Origin of the sequence: Bacillus cereus group sp. BfR-BA-01408 (assembly GCF_022663305.1) — a bacterium.
GTDB classification, from domain to species: domain Bacteria; phylum Bacillota; class Bacilli; order Bacillales; family Bacillaceae_G; genus Bacillus_A; species Bacillus_A pacificus.
The window spans coordinates 1-15,642 of sequence record NZ_JAKUFF010000058.1; the positions used below are offsets into that span (position 1 = coordinate 1).

A 15,642-nucleotide genomic window follows, 5' to 3' on the forward strand; every position below is an offset into this window, starting at 1 on the left:
CCTCTTCCATTGTTTCCTTCCTGATTCCCATTATTTCCTTGGGAACCTCTTCCATTGTTTCCTTTCTGATTCCCAGTATTCCCTTGCGATCCTCTTCCGTTGTTCTCTTGCTGGTGCCCAGTATTCCCTTGCGAGCCTCTTCCATTGTTTCCTTCCTGATTCCCATTATTTCCTTGGGACCCTCTTCCGTTGTTCCCTTGCTGGTGCCCATTATTTCCTTGGGACCCTCTTCCATTGTTTCCTTCCTGATTCCCATTATTTCCTTGGGACCCTCTTCCGTTGTTCTCTTGCTGGTGCCCTTTATTCCCTTGCGATCCTCTTCCGTTGTTTCCTTGCTGCAATTCTCTTCCGTTGTTCTCCTGTTGATTTCTATTATTTTCTTTTATTTGCTTCGGTTGTTGTGCCTTAGATTGCTGTTGTTCTATATACTCTCCCCTCTCGTTGCTTTCTTCTTTTACAGGAGATGCGTCCGATGATACATCAGAAGATGACTTTTGCTGTTCTTGATAAGACGGCGGTGCAGGTGGGGTAAGCAACTTTTTCTTCTCATTTTCTTGTTTTATATAAACACCCGTTCCAACTCCTGCTTTCTTGGCATCCTCCCGTATTTGCATCGTACTGCTTTGATATTCGACTGTAATATGTTTGAACTCATATTCTTTCTTTAATTCCAGCATAACCTTTTCCAACTGTGGTTCTAACGACTTGTCTTTTGCAATAGCTGTTAGCATAACTTGCTTATCATTCGTTAAATATTTATCCTCTTGACTTTGCTTTATAATAGTGCGTATCACATCTTGCAGATGCTTATTTTCCCACCGTTTCATTTCTTTTAAAATACGCCTTCCGTCATCATTACAAGCCCGCAAATCTATAACACGAAGATCCTTCGTAACGCTCGCCTCTAAACTTGGATTTATATCAACTGAGACGTAAGCAAACACCTTTTCTTCTGGTTGATTGTAGAAAAATAACAGCCCACATAGAAAACAAGCAGCAAGTAATGATGCCGGCTTTAAGAAATAAGGGATTGAAAAACGAGATGCTCTTTGTTCTTGTTCTTCAAACGAGATTTCCTCTCCAATCATGCAAGAATCCCCTTTTCTTTTACACGTAATAAACTCTCCATTTGGTGTTAAAACAACTACGCTATGCTTTTTTATATCCATCACAATTCCTTTATTCATCATGCTTTTCTCCTCTTATGTAATCAAGAATATATGTATAGTTGTTTGCAAAAATAATACACATTGCAATAATGTATTTTCTATGTCTTTCCAACGTTTTACGACTTACCCTCACACGTGGTTCAATACGTTTAAGCGGTAACTTTTTCTTTCGGAACAGCTCCTCCATCATTTCCTCTTCCTTTATAATCATCTTTACAATTTCTATTAAGTGCTCTCGGGTGTCACGATGCTTAGGAGATTCTTTCGCAAGCTCTGAAAATGTGATTTTAAACTCAGCTAACACACTTTGAAAATGAAGAATTTCCTCCTTACGGTTACTATTGTCCATCTCTTTCATATACTCCGTAAGCGATACTTGCATTTCTAACATTTCCTCTTGCTCATCTTCTTTTAAAAAGACACGGTTATGCTTAGACTCCTTGCGTATATAGTCAATTACATCTCTTTTTATAAGAAGATCAGCAAACGCTAGAAAAGATTTCCCTTTTATATATGAATACTGTTCAATTGCTTCGTTAAACGCAAACAATCCAATACTATATTCATCATCCTGTTCTGTAATATATCGGCGGCAGACAGACGAAATTGATTTTCTAATAAACGGCTGATACTGAACGATAAAGGCTTCCTTATCTTCTCCGTTGTTTTGTATGTTACATACGATATCTTCTATTTTCGGTTTTCTTAAGATCTTCATTACTAAACTTAACACTGGCGATCTCTCAGCCTCCCTCTGCTTTAAATAGAAAAATGGTCACTAAACAAGCGACCATTTAACCACATTTTGGTAGTACTTTTCTTTGGTCTTTTCTTCTTGCTGTTAGTTATATTTTTCAAGTCTAACTTTTCCCAACGTTTTCTCTCGGTACTAAAGTTAATCCTATATTTTAAGGTACTTTCTTATTTTCTACCGTTCGTTTTGCTTATTCTTTTTCTATTTTATCGGCAATCCTTAAATAACTCTTCTCTATATAATTAGTAATTTCATCCTTTTATTTTAGATGCTCAACTTAATCTAGTAATTTTTATTAATACTTCAATATTCTTTCATAATCATTTTTCTTCTATCTTATTTTTCCACTATATATATTCGGAGGAAAACATCGTTTTATGGGGGTCAAAAAATATTTTTATAAAAAATACATATTTATTTCAAAAATAAAAACCATTGATTTGAAAAAGGACCAATCAATGGTTTTATTATCATATCTATTAAATTAAGTTGTGCTCTCATTATATATTAGAAAATCAGCTATTTTCACTATTTCCTACCGATTTTCTCAAGCGTTACCTTTCTTGATTATCATAATATGTCTTATCTGCATATTTTCTATCATTTCCTTTTAGATAAGCTAAGATTACTTTTGGATTTTTAAGTAAAGCCCAGTCTCCATATGTATAAAATCTCCTGCATGAAGTTATCATTCCATTTTTAATGGTACCGAATTTCTTATTATTTCGCTTTCCCCATTCTTTTAACCGTTTCGCGAAATCTGCATCTTCTGCCATCAGCATGTTTTCATTAAATCCGTTAATTGCCATGAAATCTTTTTTATAGCACCAAAAAATCCCTACAGATATAGCTCCGTATTTAAAAAGTAAGGGGATTATTATTAACATTGCGGACAGAAATATTCCTAAAGATATTCTTTCGAACTTCCCATTTACCCCACCACCAATGTATTTACCTGAAGCTAAATATGTATCTACATTAGACAACATAGACTCTGTCATTATGGTATCAGCGTCTATAGTAACGATTATTTCTCCACTAGCTATTTTCGCCCCTGCATTTCGGATTTTAGATAAGTTTTTATCATTATTTTTTAATGTAATACAATGATAAGATTTTGCTATTTCCTCTGTTTTATCGGTGCAACGATTTAAAACAACTATAACTTCCGTTTGCTCTTTATATGCCTCTGATGCCTTTACAATGGAATCTAAACATTTTCCAATGTACTTTTCTTCATTATGTGCAGGAATTATAATAGAAAATTTCACATCTTTTTTCAAATTGCCTCCTGAAGGTTCGTTTGTCTCAGTCATAATATCCCCCTTATTTCATAAGATAAATATCTGTTATACATAACGTATATTAAAATTTATTAAGTTATATTATTAAAAAAGTAATTAAAACAATATGGACATCAAAAAGGCCAACAATGCAAAATTGTTAGCCTCTACTTTTCATATTCGTACCCTTTACTTCCTAACAACTGGAATCCACATTTCACCAAACACTAAACCATTTCTTTTTCCCATCTCAACCGTTGTATTTGGCCCACCAACATAGGCAAAATCTTTTGCATCTGGTAAAGCTTGACCAAAGGCGATGCCAGTCAGCTTATTGCTTAGCTCTTCAGCCGTTTTATCTTCACCTTTCACCACTAAGTATTCTCCCTTAGGAAACTGGATCACTCTAGACTCTTCTTCTATTTGTGCTTCTGTCATAACGCCAGCATAATACATCATCTTATTATTCACTGCTTCGCTCACAGAAAAAATGTATTCATTTGTAGCTAAAGCTTTTAAAGTATCCAGTCTTCCATCTTCTTTAACGGCCGACCAAAAGTCTTCCTTTTCTTTATTTATTCCCACAAAGTCTGTATAGTCACTTTTAATTTCAGTTCCAATACCTAGCACAATAAAGCTATCTTTTTCTTCAATCGTATAATTTTTCATATTCAAAACCTTCCTCTTTTTTTATTAATCAAACGATTTATCTTTTCATCTGATACGTTTATAATACCTTTAAACCATGTCAAAAAATGATACTGTTTAGGAGACCAAAATGAAAAAAGTTGAACGGATTAATACAATTATGCGGTATATCAACAACCGCTCCCACTTTACAATTTCAGAAATCATACGAGAATTTAATATATCACGATCAACAGCTATTAGAGACATTAGAGAAATAGAAGCTATGGGGATGCCACTTGTCGCTGAAGTTGGGAGGTCTGGTGGATATTTTGTCATGCATAATTCTATCCTACCCGTTGTTCGCTTTACTGATAACGAAGTGAAAGCTCTTTTTATTGCCTTTATGGCTACAAGAAATCAACAACTCCCTTATCTAAAGAGTCGGCAATCTTTAGCGGAAAAGCTACTAGGACTCATTTCAGAAACCCAGCAAGATGACCTTGTTCTTTTAAATCAACTTTTGCTTTTTGAAGGGACTAATCCTCATAACCCTGATCTACTTGAGCTTTCTGACCTTCCTCACCCTATGTTAGAAAAACTCATTCAAATCCTTCTTTTGGATAGATATTTATTGATTACTGTCAAAGAAGAAATCAAGTCTTATCCAATTTACCTATTACACCTTTATAAAGAAAAAAGCTATTGGATCATTGAAGGATTTGACTTAAAAGAAGAAAAGAAGCTGATGTTTCCTGTCGATGACCTCATCAATATCGAACCGTACACGCCCAAAAAGAGGTTACATAAGAAACAGATTTTAGAAAGACTGAGTAAGAAGGACGAAGCAATTAACCTTGTATTTGAACTTGGTCCGAAAGCAATTGCACAGTTCAAAAAGTACCACCCTTTCAAAGTTTCAATATCTTATACAAACCCTTACCAATCTACAGCTATTTTAAAAACATTTATCGATGTTCACAATTCCGATGAAGTGACAGAGATGACAAATTGGCTGCTTTTCCTAGGTAAAGATATTACAATTAAGGAAATGCCTGAAGAAGTATTAAAAGATTTACAAGAGCGGTTATGCTTATACACTCCATAAGCAGTGACTAGTTAAACCTCAAAATATTGAGTTTAGTTCGTTACCAGTTGCCCATATTTTCAAATACAATGAGTATAATACTGGTAAAAGACAAATAGAAAGAGCATATTTTGAAAAAAGTTTAATCAAAACATGCTCTTATGTCATCGAACTGCTCAACTAAAACAACGGCTAATCCACTAACCACCTCATATAATTTTTCTTAATAACCTTACTATAATTGGTGTCTTTAATGTCTCCTTTATTAATGAATTTTTGTGTTTCATAAAATTACTGATCTGTTTTCGCCTATTTGGAACCATTAACAAAGGTAATCTACTAGGATTAAACCACCCAATTTTTGCAGTTTCAGGTCCATTATTTATTGGCTCTCCTCCTAGTAATCTCCCTGAAAATAAATGTTGCATATCATCGTATTGAGGCTGGTGATATTCTCCTATTTTACGCTCAATAACAATTATATAGCCTGTTTCTTCTTTAGTTTCTCTTATAGTACACTTCTCTAACTGTTCATTTTCTTCTAGTCTTCCCCTAGGCAAATCCCAGATAGGATAATCATTTCGTTTAACTAGTAATATTTTCCCTTCATTATTATCAACAATAGTAAAGCACCCTGTGGTTTTTGTAGTATTTATTATAAATATGCTCTCCTTAACTTACCCAATTGCCAATCAACTAGTGTTTCTCTATATCTAAAAACTTTTCCTTCTCGCTGAATGAAATGGACCATATAAAAAGAAAAGCACGGAACCCCCCGTACTTTTCTAAACATATATATCATTCCGATAAATTAAGTCACCTCGATACTTACCCTAACTGACGTTTAAATGCTTTGCTAGCGAAAAAGTAAGAGATAATCATTATACCTATGCACCAAGTGAGCGCAATCCAAATATCGTTACCAACAGTTCCTTCATATAATAGAGCACGAATCGCATTCACAATTGAAGTGACAGGCTGGTTTTCAGCAAATGCACGAACAATTTTTGGCATCGTTTCGGTAGGTACGAAGGCCGAACTAATAAATGGAAGAAAAACGAGTGGGTACGAATATGCTGTCGCCCCTTCCATAGACTTCGCTTTCAGCCCTGGAATGATAGCTAGCCATGTGAGCGATAACGTAAACATTCCTAGTATCCCAGCTACTGCAAGCCAATCTAGCATATTCGCACTGGAACGAAAGCCCATTAAGAGTGCAACAAGAATAACCACCACGATAGTAAGTACATTAGCAACAAGAGAGGTTAATACGTGAGCCCACAATATCGATGAGCGCTTAATAGGCATCGTAATGAAACGTGCCATTAGCCCACTCTTTACATCCGTAAATAGTCGCACGGAAGTGTAAGCTACACCGGATGCGATAGCCATTAGCAAAATTCCCGGCAATAAATAATTTACGTAGTTTTCCGTTCCTGTTTGTATTGCGCCACCAAACACGTAGACAAATAATAGCATCATCATAATCGGTGTAATCGCTACTGTAATAATTGTATCCGGACTACGCATAATATTACGCATTAAGCGCCCTAGTAATACCCCTGTTTTGCTTTTCATTTACATCTCCCCCTTTTTACCGATAATCGCAAGGAAAATTTCTTCCAATGTCGGCTGCTTCTCGATATACTCCACTTTTGCTGGCGGGAACATCTCTTTCAGTTCAGTAAGAGTACCTGTCGTAATAATTTTTCCGCCATGTAAAATAGCGATACGGTCAGCTAATTGTTCTGCTTCCTCTAAATACTGGGTTGTTAGTAAGATGGTTGTTCCTCCACCAGCAAGCTCTTTGACAGTATCCCACACTTCAATCCGTGCTTCCGGATCAAGCCCTGTCGTCGGTTCGTCAAGAAAAATAACTGCTGGCGCCCCGATCAAACTCATTGCGATATCAAGCCGGCGCTTCATCCCACCTGAATACTGATCTGCCCTCTGATTAGCTGCACCAGTCAAGCTAAATCTCTCAAGCAAATTGTCAGCGACTTGTGCAGGATTGGAAACTCCGCGTAACTTAGCAACCATTATCAAGTTTTCTCTCCCAGTTAACATGCCGTCTAAAGCTGCGAACTGCCCTGTCAAACTAATACTTTGACGAACATGATCTGGTTGGCGCTTAATATCAAATCCGCAAATACTTCCTTCACCGCCATCTTGTTTCAGTAGCGTCGAAAGGATGTTGACTATTGTCGTCTTTCCCGCTCCATTTGAGCCTAGCAGCGCGAAAATTTCTCCACGCTGCACCTCAAAATCCACTCCCTTTAAGACTTCTTTATCTCTAAAAGCTTTTTTTAACCCTTTTACAGAAATCGCTGCATTACTCATACTTTTTCCCCCTTATAAAATTAAATTACCTGCACCCTCTATTTAGTACCACTGATAATCTGTATTACTTAGTAGCGGTTTAAAAATATAACTGAATAGCGATGGCGTTAGTTCACATTTATGACCAGCTAATCAGTCGGTATTACTTGCTGCATTTATTTTTTTCTCAATTTCTTCATAATACTTTCATTCAAATCTTCACGATACTTAGAAACATATGTTTTAGCGTTTGCCACTAGTTCGTCAGCAAAGGATGCCACATCTTCCCCAGTAATGTCTAGCACTTGTCTGCCTTCCGCTGCACCGGCTTCAAACAAATCGATTAATTCATACTGTATGTGCAGCATATCCATCCCGTTACCGGCTGAAAAATTCCACATGTAGTTTTGAATTTTCTTAAACACAAACTGATAGTCCTCTGGCAATGCTGCAACACGTGCCATCATCATTTTGTACTCTTTTTTATCACCAATTAATTTTTTGAACATTTCTAACATCTTATTTTCCTCCTTTTTTATAAAGCAGACAAGAAACTCTCCAAATATGAGCCGGAACATTTTATATTATGAAGCTAGTTTGACTTCAAGACGTTAATTTTTGACGATACAAAATCCCATTTTTTCCAAAACAATTCAAGTTCCTGACGTCCAGCTTCATTTAATGAATAAAACTTACGAGGTGGTCCCATATCTGATGGTTTCTTTTCAATATTCACAAGCTTTTTCTTCTCTAATCGTACGAGGATGGTATAGACCGTTCCTTCCACGACTTCAGTAAACCCAAGATCATTCAGGTGGCGAGTAATCTCATAACCATACGTTTCACGGCGGCTAATGATTTCCAGCACACACCCTTCCAGTGAACCTTTCAGCATTTCAGTTAAATTTTCCATGTTCTGATCCTCCTTTACCCCCTATTCTGTCTGACTTATATTCAGTATTACAGAGTACTAAGGCGAATTTTTTACTGAGTAGCTTTTTTGAATTCATACTATTCAGTATCACTTATTACATCTACATTGTATGACTAAGTAGCGATAGATGTCAACTAATTTTCAAATTTTTTCTAAAATCCGCAATTACCTGTTGTCTACTGAAAATATTTTGAGAAACAACACTACTCAGTATTGCTTATTACAAGTATATTGTATGACTAGGTAGCGATGAATGTCAACTCGATTTTTATATTTTTTCTAAAATCAACTATTTCAGAATGCGTATAAATATTAATTCCTTTTCCTTCCGTTTGCTTTAATAGTTCTTCTAACGCAAATAAATTATGGCCTGTAACTACAATAGCTTTACCTTCTACATGGTTTTGTGTAATTTGAACAGGCTCTGGCACACCAAAATGATTCGTATGTGCCTCATCTAACAACTCCATTACTCGTAAAGCTGATTTCCCAACTTTCATAGCCATATCAATATGTTCTCGTTCATTAAAGTTAGAATTTGTTAATGTCATATACAGCGCTTCTTGCGTTGTAGCATCTACAAAAGCATCCGTATAGCCTAACTGAGCAGCATGTGTGCGATAAGCCGCAATTCCTTTTAACCCAAACACAATCGTATCTGGTAAACTTGCAATTGTTTCATTTTTACCGCACACACCTATTACTTTACATCCGCCTGTTGGCGTTTGTTCACATTGATAACAAAACATATCATCCCACCCTCTCCCAATGATTGCTTACAAACTAAGGATAATACCCATTGAGAAAAAAGGATGTGATATCAATCACAATAATATATAAGAATTTGTGACAGTTCACATTGTCGACATAATATTCTTACTGTATCCTGATATTCATACTTGCACATGATTTATTTGCATCATATATCAGTGCACTTTTAAGGAATACAAATATCATATCCACCTAACATTTCACAAAATTTTCCTTACTGATGGTACAATTAAAGTTATGGAGGGATAATATGATGGTTTACTACAGAACACTGTTTCTTATACTCGGTATTGCAGTATTTCTGTTTCTTATGGCTGGGTCACGAAAAATTAGAAATAAAAATCTTTCATTCGTATTGATCGCTTTAGGGATAAATATACTTGTAAGCCCAATGGCACTTTTTATAGGGGGGATGGCAACGGATTCTCCATATAGTACTGCACTTGATTTTTGGAAAGGATTTTTCTTTATTCAAGGAATACCTCTTTTCTTACTACTTATAGCTTTCATTTGGTGGCTTATTCGCCCGCCAAAAGTAATAGCTCCAAGGAGTATTGAAAAAGACCTTGAACAAAATAGTAAAAGCACTAAGAAAAAAAGGACACGAGGTCGTCCAATTACTGCCTTACGTATTGTAATTCCAATTATTTTAGTAGTAGGCTGTTTGTCTTACATTTTGTATTTACAGGACATTACACTTAAAAAAAGTCATTCTCCAAATAATAAAAATACGATTAAAGTAGTGAAAATAGATTCAGACTCTTCTCATGGTTCCTATCCCGTCAGAATTAAATACGGCTTATGGGAACATTTTGACATAAGTATTGCAAATGAGGGAGAACGTCTCGATTCCTCAAACGTTTTCGTAGATTGGAAAAACGATTATGAAGCAACGATAACACTACGAGGAAAAGAATCCGTACCTGAAGTTGTGGAATTTAATGTATCAAATAAATCCAATGGTCCTGTTTTTAAGAAGGTACAAAAAGTGGTCAGTTCCTTTACCTTTCAAAAAAGTGAATCTCCAAATTTAATAAATATTATCGAGCTTAGAGAAACAATAAAATCAAAAGGACCAAGTCCTAGTTCAACTGTAAGAATCTATTATGGGAAAAGAGGTAGCATTTTAGAAAAATATAAAGAGGTCACTCTTAAGGAAATGTATACGACAGACAACTTCAATATCAATTGGAGAAACGATGAACAAGTACAAGTAGAAGTAATAGAGGAAAATGTAGTAACGGCTACCATCGTGATTGATTTGTCAAAATGAATTTATTTTTCACATGTTATAACTGTGTTCTATCCGGCACACGAGAGATACATAGCATTTATAAATGAATAGATTTACAGACATGATGAACCGCCCCTTTCTTTACAATACATTTACATTATCTTAACATTGTTTACATTATTTATATGATATATTTATATAGAATCTACTTTATAAATTTCATGTACATTGTTATCTTTATAATCTCTGATTTAATTAATAAGAGATTATGTTATATTTTTATACCAGGGGTGAATGAGGATGACTGAAACTTTAAAAACACTTATAATGCTTGATGCTACTTACGTTGTTATCGCAATTATGACGGTACTGGTATTTGTATACTTGGAATTAAAATCTCAGTAACGTATGCGGACTTCGCATTTAAATATAGTTAGAAGAAAGCGAGGAGAAAATTGTTTCTCCTCGCTTTTTTTATTTCAACAAATCCAATGTATGTAGAAGTAAATCTCTATCCCCTACTCCCCCATGACCAGGCACTACTGAATTGATGTTTCCATATCGCTTCAGCACATTCTCAATCGATATAGACCATTCATTTACATAGGCATCTGCAACGTTTCCTAAATCTTTCGAGGACGCAGATTTAACTAAACAGCCTCCAGCTAAAATATTATATTGCGGTAACCACACGACGATATTATCTTCTGTATGTCCTTTCCCTGGATAAAATGTTTCTACTTTCATATTTCCAAACTTTAAATTCGTAATGGTTTGTAAGTCTCCAAGCGGTTCTTCATATCCACTTTTCTTTGCTAGTTCCGCAGTTAGTACTGTACTATGCGCTTTAATGCCTCTTTCTTTCAATGTTTTCATTCCACCAATTCGATCAGCGTGTGCATGTGTAATAATGACATCTGTTACGCGCTTCTGAAATTTCTTTTCTACCATTTCTATTAGTTCCTTCGTTAATTTGTCATCCCAAGAAGAATCAACAAGTACTAACCCCTTTGAAGTAGTAAGAACTAAACCGTTCGAAGGAACTGCTTCTCCGTTAAAATAACCTAACTCCGTATGAACCCATACATTTTTGTTTAACTGAGAAATCGAAATAGTTCCTGCCTCATTTTTTATTACTTTTTGCTCTAGCTTTTGTTCCGCTTTCACAGAAGAAATTGTACTAACAAATTGAGTTGTTCCTAGTAAACTAACACATACCCCTAATTTTAATAATGTATTCTTTTTCATTTTCTCCACCCTTTCTTTCAAACGAAATAGTTACTACCTATAATAGACAATTCATCTTCAGTGTTTGTTCCATCTTTTCTTACATATTTTTCATACGATTAATAAAAAGCGCACAAAATTTTGTGCGCTTTTTAACTTCCCTTTTACCATTCACGTTTTTTATTTATCATCATTTTTTCTTCAAACGCCTTCTCCAAATCAATTTCTAACTTGTTTGCTAAATCACATACATTCCAAATGACATCAAACATTTCTAAACCGATTTCTCTTTTTGCATCTTGTATTTTATCGCGCTTTAATATAACTTCCGCTAATTCCCCTAATTCCGCCATTGCATACATTGTACGCTCTTCAATTGTTGTATCTTGAAATCCTTTTTCTTCACTGAAATTTGATACATATCTCTGAAATTCCACAATATTCATACTTAATCCCCCTTCATGATACATACTCCATTTTCTATTACACTTATATTTTGTTAAATTATAACATTCATATTATACTTTATTTATAGTCCTTTAACGGAGGTGTTCTCAATGACTCTCTTCGCTTCCCCATCATTATTCATACTAGCAATCATTTCATTTGCACTAGCTTATTTCATCGGAGTAAAACAATACACTTGGCTCTTATCAGGATTCAATGAACGCCGTGTACCAGATAAAGATAAGTTATCAAAAATAGTTGGTCTTTATAATTTAACTGCCGGTGTTATCGCCACAATTGGTAGTGTCTTCTCTACTCCTAATGTCAAAATCTTAGTTCCTATCATTATAATTGGCCACGTTATCATCGCTGCTTATGTAAACACACGTATGGTGCATTGAAAAAAGATCACCCAAATGGATGATCTTTTTATAATTTATCAACATATTGCTTCGCTTCTAGTAAAGAAAAACCAAAAGCCTCTCTTACTCTCTTAACTGCTGTAACTGTTTTTCCTTCTTCCATAAGCTGGCGTAACTCTTTATTAATTTCAGGTTCTCTATCTATAATTCCCATTTCTTTCGTAATTAACTGTAGTCTATCTTCCATCCTCTTTAAACGCGCATCCGTTTTCTTTTCGATTTTATTTAATTTTTCAACGATATAAATAAACCCAAAGACCACTATCGGTATGATCATCCAAAATTCCATGACTATCCCTCCTTATTAGCTTTCATTTGTTTTATTTCACTAGATTATGTAAATTTTACCACAATAAGAATTTAATGTATAATAGTATTATACAACATCGTTGATAAACCTTTTATTTTAGGGGGACACTTTATGAAAAGATTTTTTAAGACGTTACTACAATTTGTAGTTCTTTCACTTGCACTACATGTATTATTTGATATCGTTGGCTGGCTTGTTTTCAATGCTCCAATTCAAAACAAACAAAGTATTATTTCCTTACTAACAATCTCATGGCTAATGTACATGTACCGAGACAAATTTTTTAAAACATTCACTTCAAATTAACGAAAAAACTTTATCGATAAAAGATGAAGTTTTTTCTTTTTCTCCCCATTTACTACTGTATAATAGAACTAACATTCTGTCTTTTTAAGAAAGGAGTCACTATGAACTTAAAAAGTAGCAATATATACGAGAAAATGAACCAATATTCCGTTGCAGGTTTAAGCCTTGCCGTTATACGTGATGGTAAACTAGATGAAACAACTGTATTCGGAACACTTGAAACTGGAACAAATAAAACTGTCACTACGAATTCTATATTCAATTCTTGCTCAATTAGTAAATTCATCACTACAATGCTCGTACTAACGTTATTAGAACAAGAAATTGTGCATTTAGATGAAGACGTAAATGATAGACTCACATCTTGGAATATTCCTACCAATCTATTTACCTCACAGAAAAAAGTCACGTTGCGAAATTTATTAAGTCACCAATCTGGAATCATTGATCCTCCTAATAGTTTTGGACATTATACATTTGCACAAGGGCGACCAAACATGTCTGAACTCCTTGCCGGTAAAACATCCTATTGCTCCGTACCGATAGAAATAACTTATAAACCGGAAAGTGAATTTCACTACTCTGATGCAAACTTTTGTATTATCGAACTACTACTTGAAGATATAACTGGAAAATCATTTAACCTTTTACTAGAAGAATATATATTTCAACCACTGCAAATGAAGAATAGTACCATCTTCTCTCCTGAAGACATAGATAAAACCGATGCTTTTGCTTGCGGGCATAATAAAGATGGCACCGTTACAAATGAGAAGTATCCATTCTATCCATTCGCAGCTGCTTCAGGCATTTGGACAACACCAACTGACTTATCAACTTTATTAATTGAAATCATTCATTCCTTACAAGGAAAGGGTAAACTAAAACTTTCTCAAAAAACAGTTCAAGATATGATTTCTCCTCAAGGTTGCTCAAAATGGACTGGACTAGGTGTTTTTCTAGATGATTCTAACGAAGACTTACAAATGTATTCACTTGGATGGGGCGTTGGATTTCAATGTATGATGGTAAGCTACCCATACCGAGGGAATGGCGCTATTATAATGACGAACGCTGACTTAGGTGTTCATCAAATGGAAGGGATTATTGGCGATGTTTTAAAAACGTTATCCTTATAATGAAAAGAAAGAAGCTGTTCCTTTCAGCTTCTTTCTTATATAACATTTTTCGCAACAATTTTTATATGTTCTGGTGCAATAATCTCCGTTATACTTTCTTGGAAATCTTCCTGCAACATTTCTTCAATATGTTCTAGCTGCACTTCAACATGTGTGCATTCTAAATTATGTATATTTAAAAGTGCATAATGATCTTTTTTCTTTATTACTAAATATTGATTTTCCTCTGTTACAAGTACAGAACCTAATCGTACTCCTAGTAGGCGTTGATCATCAAACTTCACAACCATCCCCCCTTACTTTATATGTAATAAAATAACATTTTATGTAATCCGTTCTTTATAAACTATATCACAATTTATTAAAATATAAATATCATTTTGCTTTTTACTAAAAAACCCTTATTCTTTTATATATTTCGATACAAAAAACTTTCTCAACATAAAATTAGAATTTTCAGTTTTTATTCTTTTGAAAATCTATTATAATAAAGTTAATAAATGTTTGACCTCTCCTAATTCATGTACATATGGATGATCAGTAGTCGCTGCTACTGATCTATTTTTTTGATTTCAGAAAGTAAATACGCCGCATCCTTTCCTACACCACAAATAAGTGCAGAACCTCTTTGAGACTGCCATGGCAAGCCGATATAATACAATCCTCCTACTGGACTTATCCCCTTTACATGATTGGGAAGTCCATTCTCATTCACTGCCTTTTCAATTTCAATCCATTTATAATTCTGAATAAAGCCTGTTGACCATATAATACTTTCTGCACTATATGTTTCACCGTTCTGAAACATAATGTTATTTTCTGATGCACTTACTACTTTTTCCTGTAGTTGTATTGCTCCATTACGAATAAGTTCCTTACCTTCAAATCCAAAAATAGGATCTTTTCTCTTCTGAAACCATTTCCCCCTCTTGGTACTAACTTCAGCATACAATAAACCCAATTTTTCTAACCAATTAAAAATACTTTTTCTAAAAAAATGTAACGGTAAAAACGTTAAAGGATGACTGATAGACATCATAACTTCATGAGTTTTTGCAAGTTCTACTGCAATTTGCATTCCTGAATTCCCGCCACCTACTACGAGTACTTTCCCCTTAGGAATTTGTGGTGGTGATTTATATTGTGATGAATGTATTTGAAAAACATGTGATGATAGATTTGCTGAAACTGAGGGAATAAACGGTTGCTGAAAACCACCTGTTGCGATAATAACTTTTTTCGATTGTAAAACTTCTGTCGGAGTGTGCAATTCAAATATTTCTTCCTCCTTCCTTATTTTTAAAACTTCCGTTTGCAATTGTACCGGTAGTTGAAAATACTGTGCATATTCTTCTAAATACATTGCAATTTCATTTTTATGTGGAAATCCATTCCTTTCTCCTTTTAATATCATCCCTGGTAAACTACTATATTCCCTCGGTGTGAAGAGCTGTAAAGAATCATATCTATTCCTCCATGAATCACCAATTCGGTTTCCTGCCTCGAGTAGTAAAAAATTATATCCTTCTTGCTTCAAATAGTATCCCATTGTTAATCCAGCTTGACCCGCCCCAATAATAATTAGGTCTTTCATTCTAACCCCTCCTCTTTTT

General features: G+C 34.7%; 19 protein-coding genes and 1 pseudogene. 5 read left to right on the forward strand and 15 right to left on the reverse strand.

The window, feature by feature from the left end; all coding sequences use genetic code 11:
- The 4 genes from MR083_RS19845 to MR083_RS19860 form a co-directional block, all read right to left on the reverse strand.
- On the reverse strand, window positions 1-1,190 hold a 1,190-nt coding region (locus MR083_RS19845), incomplete at its 3' end, for an anti-sigma-I factor RsgI family protein (RefSeq protein WP_242269743.1).
- Window positions 1,180-1,902, reverse strand: coding sequence for an RNA polymerase sigma factor SigI (gene sigI / locus MR083_RS19850; protein ID WP_242269744.1), 723 nt, complete (start codon window positions 1,900-1,902; stop codon window positions 1,180-1,182). The genes MR083_RS19845 and sigI, both read right to left, overlap by 11 nt.
- A 575-nt stretch (window positions 1,903-2,477) precedes the next feature.
- Window positions 2,478-3,239, reverse strand: coding sequence for a glycosyltransferase family 2 protein (locus MR083_RS19855; RefSeq protein ID WP_242269745.1), 762 nt, complete (start codon window positions 3,237-3,239; stop codon window positions 2,478-2,480).
- Window positions 3,240-3,395: 156 nt separating this feature from the next.
- A complete protein-coding gene (locus tag MR083_RS19860; protein ID WP_000801031.1) occupies window positions 3,396-3,875 on the reverse strand; it encodes a GyrI-like domain-containing protein in 480 nt (159 codons plus the stop codon).
- Between the two features lie 109 nt (window positions 3,876-3,984).
- Between MR083_RS19860 and MR083_RS19865 the strand changes: the two genes are divergently transcribed.
- Window positions 3,985-4,941, forward strand: a complete 957-nt coding sequence (locus tag MR083_RS19865; RefSeq protein WP_000755034.1) for a helix-turn-helix transcriptional regulator — start codon at window positions 3,985-3,987, stop codon at window positions 4,939-4,941.
- 188 nt (window positions 4,942-5,129) lie between these two features.
- On the opposite strand, the gene MR083_RS19870 is transcribed toward MR083_RS19865, so the two are convergent.
- The 6 genes and pseudogenes from MR083_RS19870 to MR083_RS19895 all read right to left on the reverse strand — a co-directional run.
- Window positions 5,130-5,585, reverse strand: coding sequence for an NUDIX hydrolase (locus tag MR083_RS19870; protein ID WP_396022310.1), 456 nt, complete (start codon window positions 5,583-5,585; stop codon window positions 5,130-5,132).
- Window positions 5,586-5,748: 163 nt separating this feature from the next.
- Entirely contained in the window at window positions 5,749-6,498 is a 750-nt protein-coding gene (locus tag MR083_RS19875; RefSeq protein ID WP_000837838.1) for an ABC transporter permease, read from the reverse strand.
- Complete coding sequence (locus tag MR083_RS19880; protein WP_000063317.1) at window positions 6,499-7,260, reverse strand: ABC transporter ATP-binding protein; 762 nt, start codon at window positions 7,258-7,260, stop codon at window positions 6,499-6,501.
- A 155-nt stretch (window positions 7,261-7,415) separates the two neighbouring features.
- Complete coding sequence (locus MR083_RS19885; RefSeq protein ID WP_000891984.1) at window positions 7,416-7,757, reverse strand: DUF1048 domain-containing protein; 342 nt, start codon at window positions 7,755-7,757, stop codon at window positions 7,416-7,418.
- 74 nt (window positions 7,758-7,831) lie between these two features.
- Window positions 7,832-8,152 carry a PadR family transcriptional regulator gene (locus MR083_RS19890; RefSeq protein ID WP_000429483.1) on the reverse strand — a complete coding sequence of 107 codons (321 nt, stop codon included), beginning with the start codon at window positions 8,150-8,152 and terminating at the stop codon, window positions 7,832-7,834.
- Window positions 8,153-8,460: 308 nt separating this feature from the next.
- A pseudogene (locus tag MR083_RS19895) lies at window positions 8,461-8,922 on the reverse strand (anaerobic carbon-monoxide dehydrogenase catalytic subunit); the annotation flags it as partial.
- A gap of 242 nt (window positions 8,923-9,164) precedes the next feature.
- On the opposite strand from MR083_RS19895, the gene MR083_RS19900 reads away from it, so the two are divergent.
- A complete protein-coding gene (locus MR083_RS19900) occupies window positions 9,165-10,217 on the forward strand; it encodes a hypothetical protein (RefSeq protein WP_041184688.1) in 1,053 nt (350 codons plus the stop codon).
- Between the two features lie 435 nt (window positions 10,218-10,652).
- Here MR083_RS19900 and bla2 read toward each other — a convergent pair whose 3' ends face one another.
- Together bla2 and MR083_RS19910 are read right to left on the reverse strand one after the other, a co-directional pair.
- A complete protein-coding gene (gene bla2, locus MR083_RS19905; RefSeq protein ID WP_000742463.1) occupies window positions 10,653-11,426 on the reverse strand; it encodes a BcII family subclass B1 metallo-beta-lactamase in 774 nt (257 codons plus the stop codon).
- Window positions 11,427-11,569: 143 nt separating this feature from the next.
- The gene (locus MR083_RS19910) at window positions 11,570-11,851 is read right to left on the reverse strand and encodes a MazG nucleotide pyrophosphohydrolase domain-containing protein (RefSeq protein WP_001028123.1); all 282 of its coding nucleotides are present in this window, start codon (window positions 11,849-11,851) and stop codon (window positions 11,570-11,572) included.
- Window positions 11,852-11,962: 111 nt separating this feature from the next.
- On the opposite strand from MR083_RS19910, the gene MR083_RS19915 reads away from it, so the two are divergent.
- Entirely contained in the window at window positions 11,963-12,253 is a 291-nt protein-coding gene (locus MR083_RS19915) for a DUF3784 domain-containing protein (RefSeq protein ID WP_000171754.1), read from the forward strand.
- A gap of 28 nt (window positions 12,254-12,281) precedes the next feature.
- Here MR083_RS19915 and MR083_RS19920 read toward each other — a convergent pair whose 3' ends face one another.
- Window positions 12,282-12,563, reverse strand: coding sequence for a hypothetical protein (locus MR083_RS19920; protein ID WP_000397710.1), 282 nt, complete (start codon window positions 12,561-12,563; stop codon window positions 12,282-12,284).
- 132 nt (window positions 12,564-12,695) lie between these two features.
- Here MR083_RS19920 and MR083_RS19925 point away from each other — a divergent pair, with 132 nt between their 5' ends.
- Together MR083_RS19925 and MR083_RS19930 are read left to right on the forward strand one after the other, a co-directional pair.
- Window positions 12,696-12,890, forward strand: coding sequence for a hypothetical protein (locus MR083_RS19925; RefSeq protein ID WP_000819252.1), 195 nt, complete (start codon window positions 12,696-12,698; stop codon window positions 12,888-12,890).
- 101 nt (window positions 12,891-12,991) lie between these two features.
- Window positions 12,992-14,029, forward strand: coding sequence for a serine hydrolase domain-containing protein (locus MR083_RS19930; RefSeq protein ID WP_001050189.1), 1,038 nt, complete (start codon window positions 12,992-12,994; stop codon window positions 14,027-14,029).
- 35 nt (window positions 14,030-14,064) lie between these two features.
- Here the strand turns inward: MR083_RS19930 and MR083_RS19935 are convergent, their stop codons facing one another.
- Window positions 14,065-14,313 (reverse strand): hypothetical protein, encoded by a 249-nt coding sequence (locus MR083_RS19935; protein ID WP_000666946.1) that lies wholly within the window; start codon window positions 14,311-14,313, stop codon window positions 14,065-14,067.
- A 266-nt stretch (window positions 14,314-14,579) separates the two neighbouring features.
- On the reverse strand, window positions 14,580-15,623 hold the full coding sequence (locus MR083_RS19940) for a flavin-containing monooxygenase (RefSeq protein WP_242269746.1): 1,044 nt from the start codon (window positions 15,621-15,623) through the stop codon (window positions 14,580-14,582).
- Window positions 15,624-15,642 lie beyond the last annotated feature (19 nt).